The sequence below is a fragment of the Arsenophonus sp. PmNCSU2021_1 genome (assembly GCF_036919435.1).
Classification (GTDB): Bacteria; Pseudomonadota; Gammaproteobacteria; order Enterobacterales; family Enterobacteriaceae; genus Arsenophonus; species Arsenophonus nilaparvatae.
In genome coordinates, this window is the sequence record NZ_JAZHPL010000006.1 from 33566 (window position 1) to 53010 (window position 19445).

General features: G+C 35.2%; 14 protein-coding genes and 10 pseudogenes. 8 read left to right on the forward strand and 16 right to left on the reverse strand.

Annotated elements, in window-relative coordinates:
* Positions 1-58: 58 nt before the first annotated feature.
* From V3224_RS12945 to V3224_RS12975, 7 genes and pseudogenes are all read right to left on the reverse strand, one after another.
* A pseudogene (locus tag V3224_RS12945) lies at positions 59-433 on the reverse strand (IS701 family transposase); the annotation flags it as partial.
* Positions 434-468: 35 nt separating this feature from the next.
* Complete coding sequence (locus tag V3224_RS12950) at positions 469-942, reverse strand: hypothetical protein (RefSeq protein ID WP_334470965.1); 474 nt, start codon at positions 940-942, stop codon at positions 469-471.
* 536 nt (positions 943-1478) lie between these two features.
* A complete protein-coding gene (locus V3224_RS12955; RefSeq protein ID WP_334470966.1) occupies positions 1479-2096 on the reverse strand; it encodes a hypothetical protein in 618 nt (205 codons plus the stop codon).
* A gap of 146 nt (positions 2097-2242) precedes the next feature.
* Positions 2243-2989 (reverse strand): hypothetical protein, encoded by a 747-nt coding sequence (locus V3224_RS12960; protein ID WP_334470967.1) that lies wholly within the window; start codon positions 2987-2989, stop codon positions 2243-2245.
* Between the two features lie 405 nt (positions 2990-3394).
* A complete protein-coding gene (locus tag V3224_RS12965) occupies positions 3395-4609 on the reverse strand; it encodes a hypothetical protein (protein ID WP_334470968.1) in 1215 nt (404 codons plus the stop codon).
* 193 nt (positions 4610-4802) lie between these two features.
* Positions 4803-5012: a hypothetical protein gene (locus V3224_RS12970; RefSeq protein WP_442890343.1), complete on the reverse strand. Its 210-nt coding sequence runs from the start codon at positions 5010-5012 to the stop codon at positions 4803-4805.
* A gap of 173 nt (positions 5013-5185) precedes the next feature.
* Positions 5186-5546: pseudogene (locus V3224_RS12975) on the reverse strand (TetR/AcrR family transcriptional regulator); the annotation flags it as partial.
* 110 nt (positions 5547-5656) lie between these two features.
* Here V3224_RS12975 and V3224_RS12980 point away from each other — a divergent pair.
* From V3224_RS12980 to V3224_RS12990, 3 genes and pseudogenes are all read left to right on the forward strand, one after another.
* Positions 5657-6079 (forward strand): annotated as a pseudogene (locus V3224_RS12980) (MFS transporter); the annotation flags it as partial.
* 155 nt (positions 6080-6234) lie between these two features.
* Positions 6235-7350, forward strand: a complete 1116-nt coding sequence (locus V3224_RS12985) for an MFS transporter (protein WP_334470969.1) — start codon at positions 6235-6237, stop codon at positions 7348-7350.
* 153 nt (positions 7351-7503) lie between these two features.
* Positions 7504-7854, forward strand: coding sequence for a metalloregulator ArsR/SmtB family transcription factor (locus tag V3224_RS12990; protein WP_052044924.1), 351 nt, complete (start codon positions 7504-7506; stop codon positions 7852-7854).
* A gap of 18 nt (positions 7855-7872) precedes the next feature.
* Here the strand turns inward: V3224_RS12990 and V3224_RS12995 are convergent.
* From V3224_RS12995 to V3224_RS29970, 4 genes and pseudogenes are all read right to left on the reverse strand, one after another.
* Positions 7873-8166: pseudogene (locus V3224_RS12995) on the reverse strand (transposase); the annotation flags it as partial.
* 198 nt (positions 8167-8364) lie between these two features.
* Positions 8365-9045, reverse strand: a pseudogene (locus V3224_RS13000) (IS701 family transposase); the annotation flags it as partial.
* Between the two features lie 164 nt (positions 9046-9209).
* Entirely contained in the window at positions 9210-9644 is a 435-nt protein-coding gene (locus V3224_RS13005) for a penicillin-binding transpeptidase domain-containing protein (protein ID WP_334472028.1), read from the reverse strand.
* Positions 9645-10006: 362 nt separating this feature from the next.
* Positions 10007-10290: pseudogene (locus V3224_RS29970) on the reverse strand (transposase).
* A gap of 92 nt (positions 10291-10382) precedes the next feature.
* On the opposite strand from V3224_RS29970, the gene istA reads away from it, so the two are divergent.
* A complete protein-coding gene (gene istA / locus V3224_RS13010; protein ID WP_334469113.1) occupies positions 10383-11423 on the forward strand; it encodes an IS21 family transposase in 1041 nt (346 codons plus the stop codon).
* A complete protein-coding gene (gene istB, locus V3224_RS13015; RefSeq protein ID WP_334467780.1) occupies positions 11410-12171 on the forward strand; it encodes an IS21-like element helper ATPase IstB in 762 nt (253 codons plus the stop codon). The genes istA and istB overlap by 14 nt, the downstream gene beginning before the upstream one ends.
* A 250-nt stretch (positions 12172-12421) precedes the next feature.
* On the opposite strand, the gene V3224_RS13020 is transcribed toward istB, so the two are convergent.
* From V3224_RS13020 to V3224_RS13030, 3 genes and pseudogenes are all read right to left on the reverse strand, one after another.
* Positions 12422-13162 carry an IS91 family transposase gene (locus V3224_RS13020; RefSeq protein WP_442890346.1) on the reverse strand — a complete coding sequence of 247 codons (741 nt, stop codon included), beginning with the start codon at positions 13160-13162 and terminating at the stop codon, positions 12422-12424.
* 26 nt (positions 13163-13188) lie between these two features.
* Entirely contained in the window at positions 13189-14157 is a 969-nt protein-coding gene (locus V3224_RS13025) for an IS110 family transposase (RefSeq protein WP_334470973.1), read from the reverse strand.
* A 229-nt stretch (positions 14158-14386) separates the two neighbouring features.
* Positions 14387-14650: pseudogene (locus tag V3224_RS13030) on the reverse strand (flavodoxin domain-containing protein); the annotation flags it as partial.
* A gap of 252 nt (positions 14651-14902) precedes the next feature.
* Here V3224_RS13030 and V3224_RS13035 point away from each other — a divergent pair.
* Together V3224_RS13035 and V3224_RS13040 are read left to right on the forward strand one after the other, a co-directional pair.
* Positions 14903-15196, forward strand: a pseudogene (locus tag V3224_RS13035) (IS701 family transposase); the annotation flags it as partial.
* Positions 15197-15608: 412 nt separating this feature from the next.
* Positions 15609-16271: pseudogene (locus V3224_RS13040) on the forward strand (IS701 family transposase); the annotation flags it as partial.
* Between the two features lie 110 nt (positions 16272-16381).
* Here the strand turns inward: V3224_RS13040 and asnC are convergent.
* On the reverse strand, positions 16382-16843 hold the full coding sequence (asnC, locus tag V3224_RS13045) for a transcriptional regulator AsnC (protein ID WP_334470977.1): 462 nt from the start codon (positions 16841-16843) through the stop codon (positions 16382-16384).
* Between the two features lie 162 nt (positions 16844-17005).
* Between asnC and asnA the strand changes: the two genes are divergently transcribed.
* Complete coding sequence (asnA, locus tag V3224_RS13050) at positions 17006-17998, forward strand: aspartate--ammonia ligase (protein WP_334470978.1); 993 nt, start codon at positions 17006-17008, stop codon at positions 17996-17998.
* On the opposite strand, the pseudogene viaA reads toward asnA, so the two are convergent.
* A pseudogene (gene viaA, locus V3224_RS13055) lies at positions 17999-19410 on the reverse strand (ATPase RavA stimulator ViaA).
* Positions 19411-19445: the final 35 nt, after the last annotated feature.

Consider the following 19445-nt stretch of genomic DNA (forward strand, 5'->3'; position numbering starts at 1 on the left):
CATTCAACTATTTGAATATCAAGACTTTCTCTTTATTTCTTATCCCGAACTCAGGTTAAATAAGATAATTGATAGGAATTGATTCAACCTTCGTCAGATCATGCCAAAGCAAATTAACTAAACCTATGCCAGCAATAACCTCATGTTCATTACCTGAATATTGATAATGGACCATCACTATTTTTTTACTACGTGTTTTGGCAATCAATGTATCATCGGCAATTAGTACGCAAGGGCTTTTTTTGTCTATAGAAGGTTCAACTAATCGCCATAGGTCTTTAGGTCTAAAACATCTACTTTTTAGCCATCGGCTAACAGTGTTATGAGATAAAGGCGATGGGCTTACTTCTGATAACGCTAAACCAGAGTATCTTAAACTGCTTACTTGTAAGAATGTTTTATAGATATCTTTAATACATGGATAACCCGACAAAATATGAACACCCTGATTTTTTCTTGTTTTTAAATTTATACTTCTTTTTTGGAGATTGCGAAACTCGTGTTCCAGCTTAATGCGTTGCTAATCAAGTCGCCGACCGTCCAGCTTATAGCATGGTTTTCGTTTTCATTGGTGTAAGTGGTGTCATAACGAGTAAATCCCTGATTATCGTTATGCTGATCACTACCACCAATTTGCTGTTTAAATACCCCGGTGCTGGATAGGCTGCCAGCCATACTAAACAAGCGTAGTTCATTCCAGACAGAAATTTGTGAATGATTATGCTGAGTCCGGTTGGCGTAGATATCATAATTAAATAGCGCTCCCTGGCTACTAAGTCCCTGATAGCGGTGAGGGTTATTGCCAATCGTTAGGTTTTGCTGTGGCAACCAGCTGTCGGGAACTTGTAATAGTAGCCGTTGTTGGCTGCTGTCATAGCTGACTTGCACATCGGGCATGGTACTGACGTCAATTTGCGGTTGCGTTAGTTTCGCTACGGGCAAACCGGCTTTTTGTAAATCAGTGGCAGATAACCAGAAATGCAAAAAATGCCAATAAAATTATTGATTTTTTTAGCGAATTAATTTTTTTGACGCAACAGATTATTTTTATCAGGTAAACTTAAGTTATTATTTCACTCTGCTAATAAATAGTTATTAATTAATATAATATGCATTTTTTCTTAAATTAAGATTGGTGAAAATAAGCCGTATTTTGTTTCTAATTAATTGAAGCAAAAGTTATTTTTAAATACTTATCTGTCATGTTGAATTAGTCAGTAGGTTGTAAATAGCTTATTTTATGCGGTTAACCAGAGAGATTTTATATTTTTGAACAGAGAATTAAATTAATAGGGGTAGTTGCAGAAGTGATAGTAAATTAAATTTATATTTTAATTTTGTTTTTTTATTTTCATAAGTCGTAAAATTTTATCTTATCGCAATTTAATCAGTAATAATAATTCTTATCCCCAGCTATTTTGATAGGCTGGGGCGGAAGTCATAATTAATAACTGTCAGAATGGGTTTGAATTGATATGTTATTTAACATCATCAATCTCGTTAATAAATGTTAATTCATAGAGATTTTTGTCAGTTGAATAATCTTTAACTGACAAATATTCTTCAGATTCATAGCCAGATTCATCACTTGAATCTGGCAGGACAACAGTACTTTGGTCGATGGTGGATTCTTCAAACAACGGTTTATCAGACATTATTTCATCAAAATCTGATTCTAAACCATCAGATTGTAACCTTATATCAGCAAACTCTACTTCTGGTTTATCAAACTCAAATTCTGATCCTAAATTATAAAACTTTTCCCGCAAGGCTTTGTCATTTAAAAGAGAGCTAATTGGATTAGAAGTTAAACTATCATCAAAATATTCACCCGGTTGGTTTAGTGATAAGCCCCATAATCTATCAAGTGTTTTATCACCAATTTTAATTGCGCTAAGTTTTGTATTAACAATAGCGTGCTCTCGTTCGCTTAGGTAAGAAGCATCCTGGGTTATCGGATCATAAAAATCCATTTTCGCTTGTTGCAATATATTTATAAAGAAAGGCTCATTTTTGATTGTATATTGGCTGAAAAACAGCTCGCGCAAATTATTATAATTTTGGCCAGCGAAGGTATTTCTCCACGAGTTTCGCACCAATAAATAAACGCTCTATCTTTAAGTTTAATCTAGCATAATATATAAATAGACAGAATCTTATAAATCAAAAGCAACTTATTGTAATTTAATAAAATTTATGTGTTTTAGTAACTTGAAGATTAATCATCGATTTTAAGCCATTTCTAGTATTTTATACGCCTGTGCGAAACTCGTGTTCTCAAGAAATTGTTGCCTAATTCACCCGTTTTGCTAGAAAATATCAGTTGTTTATCATTTTTAAATAATGCAATAAATTCATTAGGTTTGTTACTATCTTTAACGCCAAGAAAATTATCTTTACTATAGCCACTGTCGTCTAATTTTTTTAGCAAACTATGTTGATTTTTTTCACTACCGCCTGAATATCTTCTAATAGAGAAATCTAATAGTTGCTTGGTATCGGGATTTTCGACAGAAAGTGCTTCCTCTAATTTCATACAGATATTTTTTACATGAAAATCAGCTAATTGTTCTCTCTCATTAATATTTTTTGTTTTTTCATAAATTTTATCACATTGATATAAGGTAAAGTTGCCTACTTTTAATTTATATCCCCAGTCGTCATTGGCATCTTTTGGGGTAATTTCTAGTTTAAATTGATTGTAATGTTTGGGAAGTGCCAGTTTTCTAAGTTGGATAAATTTTTCCAACCGAGCTGATTCGGGGTTGGAAACATCAGTATTTTTTACATCTTGAAGGGTTTCAAAAAGTTGTTCTATTTTTTGGCGTCTGACGCCACCTTTAAACCAATCCATTATGAAATCAATAAAATCGGATACGTTTTTTATTTTGGTTGCTTCATTTAAGCTATTAGCCCCCAAAATCTGATTAAACTTGCTATCACTAATTGTTAATGATGTTGTTTTTGGTAGAGAAAAGCTTATATCCATAATATCCTCAAAAAATCAGTTAAACCTTAGTGTTGGTTTTGATTATTTAATATAATCAGCAAAAACTTAGAATAAAATTATTAACATCTTCTAAATTATATGAATTGTAAAATTGTTATGTATTATAAAAATGATTTAATTTTTTTATATTCGATTATTTGGTTAAGCTATAACTATTGGTGATTATGCTTGTTGTTTTATTAAATTAAATTTATATGTTTAATATAATTTTATTTTTAATTAAAAATATTTTTTATATCTATTTTCGTAAATACAATCAAAAATATATTTATTAGTAAAATAAAAACCATTTAATAAAAGATAAGTTTTTAATTATTTTTTATTCAGTTAGATTTTTGTCTTTGATACAGAATATTATCTACTATTATTAAACTGTTATTTAAATTATTCACTAAATGGATTTAATGCCTCATTATAAATTTGTTTTTTTGTGACTAAAGACGTTAATGTATTTGTTATGCTGGAGACTTCTGGGTGACTTTTTTTAGTTGCAATTAATTTTTGCGGTAATTGTTTGCTATCATCAATAACATCAGTTTGCTCTAAAACGCCATGATTGATATTTTCTAAAAATGCCGCCTTTTCTTTTTTATTAAGGTTTTGCGTGATAGTACTAATTTTACATGTTGGGCAAAGGGATTTTATTATATTTTCAATACATACACTATTAGCTGGTACATTTTCTAATTTAGTTATTAGGCTTTCATAAAATTCTTTTATTAATTCATTTCTTTTTTCACGGCTATCAAGTTTAGTTTTAGAAGTTAAATTTAATTTAACATATCTTATATTGGTATCGTAATAAATATTTTTATCATCGCCGCTGGCTGGGCTTAATAAAAAAACTTGCTTAGAAGGGGAAACAATACCTAATATTAAATGTTTTTTATTAGTAAAATTATTTTTTTTCTCAATAAAAGATAAACTAGTATAGCCCTCTTGATAGGTTTCTCTCAGTTTAGCACCAATACTTTTTTGGTTATATATTATTGGTTCATTAGGATTATTTATTTTTAACACAACGCCATTATGTTCTTTATTATTTATATTATCATCTAATTTTTGCTTTATATTTTTGGCTATAGTCAAAAGAGATTCATCTTTATAAGTATAATCATATTCATGTGCCAAAATATCACTCACTAAAAGTTTTTTTATTTCCTCAAAAGTTTTATTAACATAAGATTTACTTTCATTATATTGACCCAAGTGAAAAGCACGAACTTTTTTATATTCGATAATAGTTTCGTATCTGTTTTCGTTATTAGAAAATCTTTGTGTTAATTTTAGTCTTTCACCTTTAGGTAAAGATATGAATATTACTTTTTCTTCAGATTGCTGATTTTCAATACTGTTGAGGGAAGATAATAAATTTTTAGTTATTGCAATACATTCAGCTCTTGATTTTTCTTTTCTATGATCTTCAATTAAATGTATTACAACATGGCTTATCCTTAATGTTATTATTGATAATAATAATTCACTTTTGTCACTAAAACTAACATAATTTTCAGGGTCATTAATGATATTATTTATAATACTTGAATTGTTATTATTAATAAGTTTTAGTTCGGTAGATAAAGCGCGATCTATAATCATAATTTTTCCCTAAATTTATATGACTATAGGATATTATCAATATTTATTATCAGAGATCAATTAAATATATATAATGATTATATATATAGACAAATTAACTATATTTTTGGAATATTCAGAGATATGTTTGAATAAACATATGATCGTCAAAATATATCTTTAAATATTCTCTGTCTTTATAGTATTTTATTTTTCATATTTTAGCTGATAAAAACATTTCGATATCAGTGAAAATTTCATCCCACTCTTGCTGATCAATATTCATGAATCCGAAAGCACGTAAAATAAATGCCCCCTCTGTAGCAAAAAAGACAAGCCGAGCACGTCTCCCCACTTCGGTTGAAGTATCTAACTTAGCGATACGTTCACGATACCACTCACGAGTACTACACGAGTTTCGCACAGGCCTATAAAATTCTAGAAATGGCTTGAAAGTAATGATTAATCTGCAAGTTACTGAAATGCATAAATTCACTTAATTTACAATAAGTTATATTTAATTTATAAGGTTTTATCTATTTACATATTATGCTGAATTAAACTTAAAAATAGAGCGTTTTTTTATTGGTGCGAAACTCGTGTACTATTAAGATATTCTGGTGTTTGCAGTAATGTAGCCATTAAACCTGCACCTTTAGTGTTAGATGCTTGCTCAAAATGGTAGGTTGCTTTCATGTGCGCTATTACCCGATTTTCGGCTGAACTATCCTGCGTAAATTGTTGAAAAAAGATTTCATTGTAGGCTTTTTCCCAGCGATCAAACATTGCATCAATCAGCGCTTCTTTATTACCGAAACAATACTGAACCCCTCCTTTGGAAATTCCCATTGCTTTTGCCACTGCATCGATAGTTAGTGCGCTGACACCCTGTTGGTGCACAATATTTTCGGCTACATCTAAATACCTTATCTCTATCTATACTTCTTTTACGCCCCATTAAATAAAACCTCTTTTAAAATACATACGTATGGATTAATATCGTAAGCTTAACGTTAACATTATGGCAGATAAACATACTACATATTTTTTTCTAAATAGAGATATTTTATGGTTAATACTCATGATAATCGCAGATGGATTGCGCTCCTTTTAATTTCTAGTGCTCTTTTCTTAATTGTCATTGATATGACAGTGCTTTATACAGCATTGCCGACTTTAACCCATGAACTCCATGCCAACGCATCTGAGAAATTGTGGATTATCAATGCTTATCCATTGGTGGTTGCTGGATTATTGCCAGCCGCGGGTATGCTTAGTGATCGCATTGGTCATAAAAAAATGCTGATCAGCGGTTTACCACTTTTTGCATTAGCTTCAGTTTGTGCTGCATTCTCGCCTAATGCAGAAAGTTTGATTGCTGCTAGAGTCTTTTTGGCGCTAGGTGCCGCGATGATGATGCCAGCAACTTTATCAATTGTTCGTCATATTTTTACTGACACGGGTTTCGCACAGGCGTATAAAATACTAGAAATGGCTTAAAATCGATGATTAATCTTCAAGTTACTAAAACACATAAATTTTATTAAATTACAATAAGTTGCTTTTGATTTATAAGATTCTGTCTATTTATATATTATGCTGGATTAAACTTAAAGATAGAGCGTTTATTTATTGGTGCGAAACTCGTGACTGAGCCTCAAGAACGATCACTGGCGATTGGTATCTGGTCAGCGGTTGCTGCTGGTGGCGCTGCGGTTGGACCTTTAGTAGGTGGTTTATTACTGGAATATTTTTGGTGGGGATCGGTATTTTTAATTAATGTGCCTGTTGTTATGTTGGTGCTACCTTTTTCAGTGAGTTTGATCCCAAGCTGTGGTGGAACAAACAAACGTGCTATTGATTTTTTAGGCTCATTATTAATTTTAGTCGGTTTAGTTGGGCTGATTTATGCATTAAAAGAGTTAAGCAACCCCAATTTTTCTTTACTTGAATTTTGTGTTGCTGCCTTGATTGGCCTTATCTTTATGCTGTTTTTGGTATTACGCCAGCGCAAACAATCGCAACCGATAATTGATTTTTCTTTATTCAGTAATCGACTGTTTTCAGCGGGAGTAATTATCGCCGTTATTACTATGAGTGTAATTGTTGGCATTGAATTAGTTTTAAGTCAACGCTTACAGTTAGTACTTGGTTTCACACCATTACAAGCTGCGCTTTGTATCCTTCCAATACCAATTGGTTCCGTGCTTGCATCACCATTGACCGGTTTACTGTTACCTCGTTTTGGCGAGAGATTAACGACCGTGGTAGGTTTTATATTAACGCTGGTTGGGGTAATAGGGATGATCCTGTTCTATCAGAGCGCTATTACTTTGTTGTTGATTAATTTATTTATGATTGGTATCAGTGTGGGAATGGCATTTACCGCTGCATCTACCACGATTATGCTCAATGCGCCTGATGAAAAGTCCGGTATGGCAGCTTCTATTGAAGACGTTGCTTATGAGCTGGGTAGTGTATTAGGCGTTACCATATTGGGCGGCATGATGACGGCAATTTATAGTTATACTCTTTTTGTTCCCGAACAGCTAACAATTGATGCACGAGTTTATGACAGTATAGATGAAGCATTAAGCACGGCATCAACGATGGATAAAGATCAGGTTCAGATATTGATAATGGAAGCGAGTAAAGCCTTTGATACTTCTTTTGTTGTTGTTTTTATTACCATTGTTTGCATATTGTTAGTTAGCACTGTGATTTTACAACGTATGTTGCGCCCTTTAATCAAAAAATCATGATGATATGAATTTTTGGGCTGTTTTAGATCTTACAAGAAGTTTTAGTGATTGTTTTTTGTAAAGCTAGTTGTTGGCGTTGTTCTATCTCAGGGATAGTGAGCTGATCCTAACATTCTATTACTGAAAATATAACCTGTTAGAGGTAAATTAGAGATGGAGTTACAGTCATTGCAGTTTTTTAAAAATTTGTCTGATGAAACAAGATTTAGGATCGTAGTTCTTTTGCGAGAAATGGGGGAGCTTTGTGTTTATCATCTTTGTATTGCACTTGAGCAACCCCAAACTAAAATATCTCGTCATTTAGCCATGTTAAAAAAGAGTGGGTTGCTACAAAATCGTAAGGAAGGGAAATGGGTTTTTTATCGACTTTCTTCTCAGATTTCTCCATGGGTTATGCAAATTATTGAGTCTGTATGGTCAAATCAACACCAACTGATCGACTTAATGGCTAAAAAATTGATACCAGAAAATTTGCCTGCACGGAGTGTTAATTTCTCACTTTAGCACGAGTTTCGCACAAAACTAATTTGGGTACGCTAATAAAACACGGATTTGCTCAGTAATAGCACTTTTGATTACGTCCCAATTTTGTTGATAAAGGGTTATTTTTTCAGATATAAGACGTTTATGTTGTTCAAACCACGCAGAAATAGCGAGAAAAATATGATTTCTTTGCGCTCGGCTCGTGCGAGCCTGACAGCGTTCAATACCACAGTTTTGTTTAACTTCTCGATGATAAACTTCAACAGACCAACGGGCATCCATGATAGATTTGAGGTATTGACGGGTGGGATTCTCTTTGTTTGTTACTATGTACACGAGTTTCGCACCAATAAATAAACGCTCTATCTTTAAGTTTAATCCAGCATAATATATAAATAGACAGAATCTTATAAATCAAAAGCAACTTATTGTAATTTAATAAAATTTATGTGTTTTAGTAACTTGAAGATTAATCATCGATTTTAAGCCATTTCTAGTATTTTATACGCCTGTGCGAAACTCGTGTATGTAATCAATACGGCCGTTTTTGGCTGTAAATTTGAAAACGGTGACCCAACCATATCCTCGCAAGTGTATTGACGTTCCTTCTTCTGAGATGTCTAACTTGTTCAGTTGTTTGTTATGGTTAACAATCCTATTTTTCCTCAGCGTGTTTACCCAGATCCAACCATGAGAGCGAATTGATTTCAGGTTATCCAGGCTAGAATACCAAGCATCCATCACTACGGCTTCTGGCATGATCCCTCTTTTTTTAGCAAGAGTGAGCATTTCGGAAAAGTGCGTGTTTTTTGTTTTTCCATCAGAATCTTTATCATAAATACGATAATTGATAGGAATTGATTCAACCTTCGTCAGATCATGCCAAAGCAAATTAACTAAACCTATGCCAGCAATAACATCATGTTCATTACCTGAATATTGATAATGGACCATCTCTATTTTTTTACTACGTGTTTTGGCAATCAATGTATCATCGGCAATTAGTACGCAAGGGCTTTTTTTGTCTATAGAAGGTTCAACTAATCGCCATAGGTCTTTAGGTCTAAAACATCTACTTTTTAGCCATCGGCTAACAGTGTCATGAGATAAAGGCGATGGGCTTACTTCTGATAACGCTAAACCAGAGTATCTTAAACTGCTTACTTGTAAGAATGTTTTATAGATATCTTTAATACATGGATAACCCGACAAAATATGAACACCCTGATTTTTTCTTGTTTTTAAATTTATACTTCTTTTTTGGAGATTGCGAAACTCGTGTCTAGAATAAAACGCAATAGCGTGCAATGTGAGCAACCTTTTATTTATCTATTTGTTACTAATCAGAATAATTTAGTATTCCGATTAGTAATTTTTTAAATAATTTTTAATTTTGCTAAACACTGTAAAGTCAATGATTCGCGTTTTGACACTGCTTTATCATCTGAGATCGCGACATTAAGGGCAAAAGTTTTTATTTTACCGTCAGCGTTTTCCACCCATCCGACATACCAGCCGGTACGCTCACCATTAATATTGGCTAAGCCACTTTTAGCATAAATTTTAATATTGGCAGTCTGTTTGATAAGTAGCATATTAGCTACTTCACTTTGAATGGTTTTATCAATAGGTAATTGTTTAGTGGCTAACTTATAGATAAATTGGGCTTGTTCTTGCGGGCTAATTTTTAATGGGCCGTCTAACCAAAATTTGGTAACATCATTGCCTATTTTTCTATTACCGTAGTGCAAACGATAAAGTTCTTTTTTCATTATTGCCAGACCCGTACGTTTTGCAATCTCTTGATGTATAAGAAATTAATACCAGAAAAGGTTACTAATTAACCTATGCCCTGATGAACCCATTTTTATTTTTTCTAAGTTTTGCCAGAATTATTTTTGAAGGTTGAGATAAAAAACAGAATAAAGGGTTAAGGAACGATTAATTATTAATCAGTTTTGAACAAAAGATAGATCTACCCTATAGTGAGTTTTTATTGCCACCGCAAACGTGCCAATTCATCGTGACGAGCCATAAGCTCTTTAAGCTTCAATCCAAAATTCATTCCTGCGAAGAGTAATTCTTTCCCGCATAAGAGACAAGCCAGTGGATCGACTTTAAAGACATGTCGATACATGTTTCGAAAGGTGATTTTTTTAGCGGATTTTTTATCCTACTGGATTAACGGATAAACAACCTCTGTTAACATTTTTCGCATTGGGGCTGATGGACTTAAAAAACCGTAATAGCGGATCATGTGAAACCATTTTTGAGGTACATGAGACTCAAACCGGGTAATCAATTCGTCGGATGTTATGACCTCTTCTTCCTGTTTTTTGTGCGGTGACTCTTATAGCGTAACGTGATGTTATCTTCACCGGCATAATGTTTTAAACGACTAAGCGGGACAGGGGCTTTCTTTAGATAAAATCCGAGATAAAGGGTGACATGGGTGATATTGTGTCACCGATCATGCAAAACTGATCCACTAACGATCATCTAAAACTGATCCACTTGGTATTATTCGCACATTTTTGTACGGATAATTTATGTTAACCAAGGAGATATTTGTGGATATTCATGTTCGCTTTGCACAAGGACAAAGCCTTCGAAAAATTGCCCGTGAATTGGGCATATCCCGTAACACCGTAAAACATCATTTACAACAACAGACAATGCCAACTTATGCTAAAAGAAGTCAACAACCGACTAAATTAGCACCCTTTAAACCTTATTTGCTTCATCGAATTGAACTGGCTAAACCTGATTGGATCCCTGCAACAGTCTTATTTGATGAAGTAGTTGAAAGCGGCTATCAAGGCGGTATTGCTCAATTACGCCGATTTGTTTGTCAATTTAAACCAAGCATTGTTCCCGAAGCTGTCGTCCGTTTTGAAACACAGCCAGGTCAACAAATGCAAATCGACTTCACCAGCATCCGGCGAGGTAAAAAATCACTAAAAGCGTTTGGTGCAACGCTAGGCTATTCGCGTGCCAGTTATGTAAAGTTCTTTGATAATGAACGAGCAGAATCCTGGCAACAAGGTTTACGAGAAGCTTTCGACTATTTTGGTGGTGTACCACAGGAAATATTGTGTGATAACGCAAAATCCCTCATCATCGAACGGGATGCTTATGCAGAAGGTGAACATAAATTACATGTCGAAATGCTTCAAATGTCGAAAGATTACGGGTTTAAATTGTGTGCTTGCAAGCCCTACAGGGCAAAAACTAAAGGGAAAGTAGAGCGCTTTAACCACTATTTAAAAAACAGCTTTATCGTACCATTAAATACCGACCTTCGTGCTCATAATCTTGAACTGGATATTGAGATAGCTAATGCAAGAGTGGGGCCCTGGTTACAACGCGTTGCCCATCAGCGGATTCATGGAACAACGTTAGAGAAGCCAGCAGATAGACTAGCTAAGGAAGTTAAGTATCTTCTACCCTTACCAGCAAGGGTTTGCCAATCTATCCCGCAGACTGATACGCTTAATATCCGTATCGTACCGCCCCTTGAATCTGTCAGTTTGCAACACTCAATCAGCGTATACGAAGCATTGCTGGGAGGTGAACATGTTATTGCATGAACAAATTGAACACCTGTGTGAGTCATTGAAATTAAATTCTATTCCGACTCATTGGTCATCACTTGCCGAACAATGCATTGCCCAAGACAAAAGCTACGGAGAGTTTTTACTGTCCCTATTAAAATGTGAGCAACAACAACGAGATGAACGAACCCGTAATCTTTTGAGTCGGATGGCAGGATTCCCAGCACATAAAGAACTTAATACGTTCGATTTTAAGTTTGCAACGGGGATCCCCAAACAACACATACAGGAATTAAGCGCATTAACGTTTATTGAACGTAATGAAAATGTCGTGTTGCTTGGCCCAAGCGGTGTAGGCAAAACGCATTTAGCTATTGGGTTAGGATTAAAAGCAGTACAGGCCAAGAAGAAAACCCGCTTTACCACGGCAGCTGAACTGATGTTGCAACTCTCAACTGCCAAACGACAAAATAAGCTCAAACAATATCTATCACGTTCGGTGATGGCCCCGAAATTGTTGATTATCGATGAGATTGGATACCTGCCGTTTGGGCGAGAAGAAGCAAACCTGTTTTTCAATGTGATTGCCAAGCGTTATGAGCATGGCAGTGTCATATTGACGAGTAACTTATCATTTGGGCAATGGCCAAATGCTTTTGCTGATGACGCAACATTAACTGCCGCTATGCTTGATCGTTTACTTCATCATTCGCATGTACTGCAATTAAGCGGTGAAAGCTATCGATTGAAAGATAAGCGGCGCTCAGGAGCAATGACTGAGTAAAAGTGGATCAATTTTGATTGATCGGATTTAGCTAAAAAGTGGATCAGTTTTCGGTGATCGTTGACAATATTGGAAAGGATATCACGAGTTTCGCACCAATAAAAAAACGCTCTATTTTTAAGTTTAATTCAGCATAATATGTAAATAGATAAAACCTTATAAATTAAATATAACTTATTGTAAATTAAGTGAATTTATGCATTTCAGTAACTTGCAGATTAATCATTACTTTTAAGCCATTTCTAGAATTTTATAGGCCTGTGCGAAACTCGTGGATATTAGAGAGATTGATATTCCAGCCACGTTTGTAGTGAGTGTTAAGTAGGCGATTCCAAGAAAATTTGCTTCGTCCTTCACATTTAAGCTCATCAGGAATCGTCAGGGTGTAATAATGTTTTCTCAACGATTCGGTTATCCGATGTCGCCACATAGTCATGACGTTTTCGCGATAAAAGCTCATATCTCGCCAGGTGTTATTTTTAGTGACCCCGCCGGCTGTGGTTGAAAGATGAATATGTGTATGCCATTTTTGGTCACGTCCCCAAGTGTGGATGGCAGTGAAAATGCCGGGGGTGATATTGAGATCACGGCAGATAGTTAATACCACATCAGCGGCTAATCGATTCATTTCACCGAGCAGCCACCGATTGACGCGAATAATAGGCCAATATTCACCAGGCATGGTAAAAGTAATGTGTTGCCAAGGGACTTTAGGTAACCAGGCCAGCGTATTGTTAATCCATTGTAGGCAAGCTTTTACGCCGCAATGAGGGCAGCTTCGGCTTTTGCAGGTAAATTTAACCCGCTTCTCATGATTACATTCAGGGTCAGGGCATCGCCAAATTGACCATCCCATAAGCGAAGTGCCGCAAGCCATAATCTTTACCATGGTTTGCATCACAACTGGGCGAACGGTATTAGGCGGTTGACGGTTAAGCCAATTGAGCCAGCGTTGACCAAATTGAAAAACATGACTAAAACGCGGTGACATAAAAGCAACTGTCTTGAACAGTATATTTATGGAGCAACGTTATGATACGACTCATCCCATTCTTGGTTCTTTCTGAGAATCGCATTCAGGATAGTCAGCAGTTTGCGCATACAGGCAACCAGCGCCACTTTTTTGGCTTTTCCTGCTGCAACCAGCCGTGTGTAAAATGCTTTTATCACCGGATTGAAACGAGTTGCAACCAGTGCAGCCATGTACAAAGAGGTTCGAACTCCGGCCCGACCGCCAAAAATGGTTCGTCGGCCACGCATGGTTCCCGAGTCTCTATTAACAGGAGCTACCCCAACCAGTGCACTGATCTCCCTGCGCGAGAGTTTCCCTAACTCAGGGACTTCTGCCAGCAATGTAGCAGCAGTCATCATACCAATGCCTTTGATAGTACTTAGCCGCTCTGCAAGCTCGTTGAAATGATCCGTAATATGCTTATGCATATCCTCGTCAATCCGTTTAAGTTCATTTTCTAGTGCATTGATGATGTTACTGATGCTTTTTCTGTTTTGCGGGTGAGATGGATGCATCCGGTTTCTTTCAGCTACAAGCATTGCAATCAGCTGGCGTCTGCGCACCACCATAGCAGCAAGAATCTGACGCTCTGCATCGGGAATAGCCTGGATAAAACGTGACCGCTCAGGATGGCGGTTAATGACATCAGCCATCTGAGCTAAAACTCTGGCATCTATTCTATCAGTCTTTGCCAGATAGCCCATGGATCGAGCAAAGTCTCTGGCTTGCCTGGGATTGATAACGGAAACATCAAAACCTTCAGCCTGAAGAGCGCATACAATCGCTGCCTCGAGACCACCTGTAGCTTCCATCAGAATCAAGGCTATGTTGTTCTTTTTCAGTTGATAAATGATGGTATCGAACCCGTCAGGGTTATTGCTGACTCTGAACTGCTCAATGTTATTGGTGCCTGCAATATCCAATGAAGCTTTAGAAACATCAATTCCTACACAAATTGGATTTAGCTGACTCATATTACCCATCCTTGCAAATACGTTATGAATTACGGACAACTGTTCGGGTTTCAGATGAGTGGCTAAGTGTATGCATCATTCGCTTTGCTACGGGCTATAAACCCCAGGGACAATCGGATTACATACACCTTGCCAAATCTAATCGCTATTATTATAACCAAATTTCAAGATACAAGGGACTAAAAGGTTGAGAAAATAGAGTTGAGGTTATATCAGTACTAACGAGCAATGACAAGTCGTCGTCGGAGGCACCATCTTGGCTGATCTCTTTTGCTAGAGGTTGTATATTTTCAGGCAAATCACCTGCTCCATGGGTAGAGCATACAATTAACCAAATACCTTTTGTTGGTAGCTCTTTTAACGATGGGCCGTATGTGACTTCAGTGTCAAAGCCATATTTCTCCAATATTTCAGCGATATGCTCAGCAACATATTCAGCGCTGCCCATAGTGCTACCTGTAATCAATGTTACTTTTGTCCACGAGTTTCGCAATCTCCAAAAAAGAAGTATAAACACGAGTTTCGCACGGGCATATAAAATTCTAGAAATGGCTTCAGAACAATAATTAATCTGTAACTTGCTAAGACGTATAAATTTACTTAAATTACAATAAGTTATTTTTAATTTATGAGATTTTTTCTATTTATATATTATGCTGAATTAAACTTAAAAATAGAGCGTTTTTTTATTGGTGCGAAACTCGTGATAAATTTAAAAACAAGAAAAAATCAGGGTGTTCATATTTTGTCGGGTTATCCATGTATTAAAGATATCTATAAAACATTCTTACAAGTAAGCAGTTTAAGATACTCTGGTTTAGCGTTATCAGAAGTAAGCCCATCGCCTTTATCTCATGACACTGTTAGCCGATGGCTAAAAAGTAGATGTTTTAGACCTAAAGACCTATGGCGATTAGTTGAACCTTCTATAGACAAAAAAAGCCCTTGCGTACTAATTGCCGATGATACATTGATTGCCAAAACACGTAGTAAAAAAATAGTGATGGTCCATTATCAATATTCAGGTAATGAACATGATCACGAGTTTCGCACGGGCATATAAAATTCTAGAAATGGCTTCAGAACAATAATTAATCTGTAACTTGCTAAGACGTATAAATTTACTTAAATTACAATAAGTTATTTTTAATTTATGAGATTTTTTCTATTTATATATTATGCTGAATTAAACTTAAAAATAGAGCGTTTTTTTATTGGTGCGAAACTCGTGATGATGTTATTGCTGGCATAGGTTTAGTTAACACGAGTTTCGCACAGGCCTATAAAATTCTAGAAATGGCTTAAAAGTAATGATTAATCTGCAAGTTACTGAAATGCATAAATTTACTTAATTTACAATAAGTTATATTTAATTTATAAGGTTTTATCTATTTATATATTATGCTGAATTAAACTTAAAAATAGAGCGTTTTTTTATTGGTGCGAAACTCGTGGTTAATTTGCTTTGGCATGATCTCACGAAGGTTGAATCAATTCCTATCAATTATCGGATTTATGATAAAGATTCTGATGGAAAAACAAAAAACACGCACTTTTCCGAAATGCTCACTCTTGCTAAAAAAAGAGGGATCATGCCAGAAGCCGTAGTGATGGATGCTTGGTATTCTAGCCTGGATAACCTGAAATCAATTCGCTCTCATGGTTGGATCTGGGTAACCACGCTGAGGAAAAATAGGATTGTTAACCATAACAAACAACTGAACAAGTTAGACATCTCAGAAGAAGGAACGTCAATACACTTGCGAGGATATGGTTGGGTAACCGTTTTCAAATTTACAGCCAAAAACGGCCGTATTGATTACATAGTAACAAACAAAGAGAATCCCACCCGTCAATACCTCAAATCTATCATGGATGCCCGTTGGTCTGTTGAAGTTTATCATCGAGAAGTTAAACAAAACTGTGGTATTGAACGCTGTCAGGCTCGCACGAGCCGAGCGCAAAGAAATCATATTTTTCTCGCTATTTCTGCGTGGTTTGAACAACATAAACGTCGTATATCTGAAAAAATAACCCTTTATCAACAAAATTGGGACGTAATCAAAAGTGCTATTACTGAGCAAATCCCTGTTTTATTAGCGTACCCAAATTAGTTTTGTGCGAAACTCGTGTTGTCATGATGAACCCCATTATTTAAAACAATGCCTATTGTATGCTGTGAATGAGTTGGGATCTACCTGTGGATAATATGGTTATTCCATTTTTATGGATTGATAGTACGCATTATTGGATTTTGTAAAGAGATCAAGGTTTCAGTAGATTGGATCTCATCAATTGTCTGTATCTTATTAATAAGTACGTCTTGTAATGTATCAATGGATCGACACATTACCTTGATAAATATACTATATTGTCCAGTTGTATAGTAAACTTCGACCACCTCGTCTAATTCATCAAGTTTTTTCAGCGCAGTATGGTAGTCTTTCGCGCTTTTTAAAATAATGCCAATAAAGCAACAGACATCAAAACCTAGTTGCTTCACATTAATATCTACACGTGTTCCTACAATAATCCCAGCTTGTTTCATTTTTTCGACTCGGACATGTATTGTACCAGGACTTACGGCAAATTTTTTAGCTATTTCAGCGTAGGGGATCCGTGCATTTCTCAGTAACTCATTAAGTATGTCACGATCCAGATTATCGATTTGATAATTTTCAACCATTTTAAAACACCATTTTTAACGATTATTTATTTTAAAGGCTTTATTTTGAATATTATAAATCATAATGACTTTTTATTATTAAGTATATTGAATTTATGACCAGTTTTATTGCTTAATCTATATAACAAAGCAAATAATGCTACAGATTATGGGGTAAAAAAAATGGAAAAGTCATTCATCGAAAAACAACAACAAATTAGTTTTGTTAAATCTTATTTTTCGCGTTTATTAGAAAAAGAATTAGCTTTAATTGAAGTTCAAGCACCTATTTTAAGTAGTCTCGGTGATGGGATTCAAGATAACCTGTCAGGCCATGAAAAAGCAGTACAAGTCAAAGTAAAATCGATGCCAGATTCTGTTTTTGAAGTTGTACATTCATTGGCTAAATGGAAACGTAAAACGTTAGGTCGTTTTGATTTTAAACCCGGACAAGGGCTTTATACCCATATGAAAGCATTGCGTCCTGATGAAGATCGTCTGACACCTATTCATTCTGTATTTGTAGATCAGTGGGATTGGGAAAAAGTAATGCTTAAGGATGAGCGCTCTCTTGATTATTTAAAACAGACGGTCATTAAAATTTATCAAGCAATAAAAGAAACAGAAAAAGCGGTTAGTACAGAATGTGGTTTAGCACCATTTTTACCTGAGCAAATTCATTTTGTTCATAGTGAAGAATTATTACAACGCTACCCTGATCTTGATGCTAAAGGAAGAGAACGTGAAATAGCTAAAGAATTAGGTGCAGTTTTTCTTATTGGTATTGGCGGAAAACTATCGCATGGCCTTGCTCACGATGTACGTGCTCCTGATTATGATGATTGGACAACACCTAACAGTGAGGGTTATGCCGGTTTAAACGGTGATATTATTGTTTGGAACCCTATATTGCAGGATGCATTTGAAATTTCTTCTATGGGCATCCGTGTTGATACAGAAGCGCTTACAAACCAATTAGCAATTACCGGTGATGAAGATAGAATGTCTTTTGAATGGCATCAAGCATTGGTAAAAGATCAAATGCCACAAACAATAGGTGGTGGGATTGGACAATCTCGTTTAGTGATGTTATTACTTCAGAAAAAGCATATTGGCCAAGTTCAATGTAGTGTATGGTCGCCGGAAAGCCATGCAGTTATTGCGGATATGTTGTAATTAGTTCCAATAGCGTAATAATCGACTTTTTAGCCCGGTATCAAAGTGCCAGATATAATCGAAAATATTTAGGATACCGGGTTTTCCATATTTAGATAATGTAACAGCGTGAAAACGATGCTGTTGCGTTTGATGAACTTTTATTCTTTTTACTAAATTATCAGGTAACCGTTGAGCAATAAAATCTGAAATCACAACCACATCTGAATCTTTCCATTGCTGTTGTTGCATTTTTTCTAAACATTTATTTAAACAGGCAGCCAAATCGGTTCCCCCACTAAATGTTTGATTAAGAAATTGCATTAATTGCTCTAATCCATCATTGCTTAATAAATCATAATCAATAACTTCCATTGAAAATAAAATAATGTGACACTGACGGTTGTCACTCATGGCTATTTTCATTAAAGCGAGGCAGAAAGCTTTAGCACAATTTTCATTAAATTTTCCCATTGAACCTGAAGTGTCTATACATACAATAAATGGCCCTTTTGGTTGTTGTTCATCGTGATGTTTGACCGTTGGACGTAATATTTTTCGTTGCTGCCAATTATCGCCTTGTAACCGGTAGGTAAATAACTGTTTTTCCACTAATTTACGATAAAATTCAAATTCGAGTTCTTCTAATCCCAGCAATGCTAATTCACTAGGTAGAAGACGTAAAATATCATTACCGTGGTTTATCCCTCTAATTTGCTCGGGTAATTGGTCAGGGATTTTTTCCAATGAGATTATTGATTCTAATATTTGCTGCTGTTTTTGTTGAGATTTCAACGAATTGCTTCTGCCTAAAAGTTCTGCTAATTTTTCTAATTCAGGTTGTTGTTGTAAAAAATGGCTATACTGAATTAATAATTGAATATTATTGCAGGATTGGGTTAAAGCGCCTTTACTCATATCCCATAATTTACCAGCAGACTGATTATTTTGATTAAACATTTCTGTTAAATTTCCAGTTAATTTCAATTGTTGCTCTAATTCAGCCAATAACTGTTCTTTTTCTTGCTCTAATAATAATTTATTAAACGTTGTTACTTCAAAAATAAGATTAAGGCGCCAGCGTTGAATAAATAGAGATTGTCCAGCGGAATCATGAGATATTTTTCCCAGTAAATAATGCGCTTCTTGCTCAAAAGAAGAATCTATTTCTGTTAATTTATTAATAGTTATCGGAAGATTGCTAAAAAATTTTGTAGTAACAAGGGCCAAATTTTGCTGATAAAGTGCAAATTCTTCGGTTAATTTTATGGGCACCAAGGTCTCTTGCAATTTGTGATATAAATTTTTTTCCATGCTAAAAGATCTCTTAATAATATATTTTTAAGATTAGGGTACTTCTCAAAAAAAATGACTAACACGAGTTTCGCACGGGCATATAAAATTCTAGAAATGGCTTCAGAACAATAATTAATCTGTAACTTGCTAAGACGTATAAATTTACTTAAAT

Excerpts from the sequence above, each read along its gene's own strand:
- istB (WP_334467780.1), top strand. The coding sequence starts at position 11,410 with ATGTTATTGCATGAACAAATTGAACACCTGTGTGAGTCATTGAAATTA.
- V3224_RS13025 (WP_334470973.1), bottom strand. The coding sequence starts at position 14,157 with ATGAGTCAGCTAAATCCAATTTGTGTAGGAATTGATGTTTCTAAAGCT.
- V3224_RS12960 (WP_334470967.1), bottom strand. The coding sequence starts at position 2,989 with ATGGATATAAGCTTTTCTCTACCAAAAACAACATCATTAACAATTAGT.
- V3224_RS12990 (WP_052044924.1), top strand. The coding sequence starts at position 7,504 with ATGGAGTTACAGTCATTGCAGTTTTTTAAAAATTTGTCTGATGAAACA.
- asnC (WP_334470977.1), bottom strand. The coding sequence starts at position 16,843 with ATGGTTGAAAATTATCAAATCGATAATCTGGATCGTGACATACTTAAT.
- V3224_RS12965 (WP_334470968.1), bottom strand. The coding sequence starts at position 4,609 with ATGATTATAGATCGCGCTTTATCTACCGAACTAAAACTTATTAATAAT.
- istA (WP_334469113.1), top strand. The coding sequence starts at position 10,383 with ATGTTAACCAAGGAGATATTTGTGGATATTCATGTTCGCTTTGCACAA.
- asnA (WP_334470978.1), top strand. The coding sequence starts at position 17,006 with ATGGAAAAGTCATTCATCGAAAAACAACAACAAATTAGTTTTGTTAAA.
- V3224_RS13020 (WP_442890346.1), bottom strand. The coding sequence starts at position 13,162 with ATGTCACCGCGTTTTAGTCATGTTTTTCAATTTGGTCAACGCTGGCTC.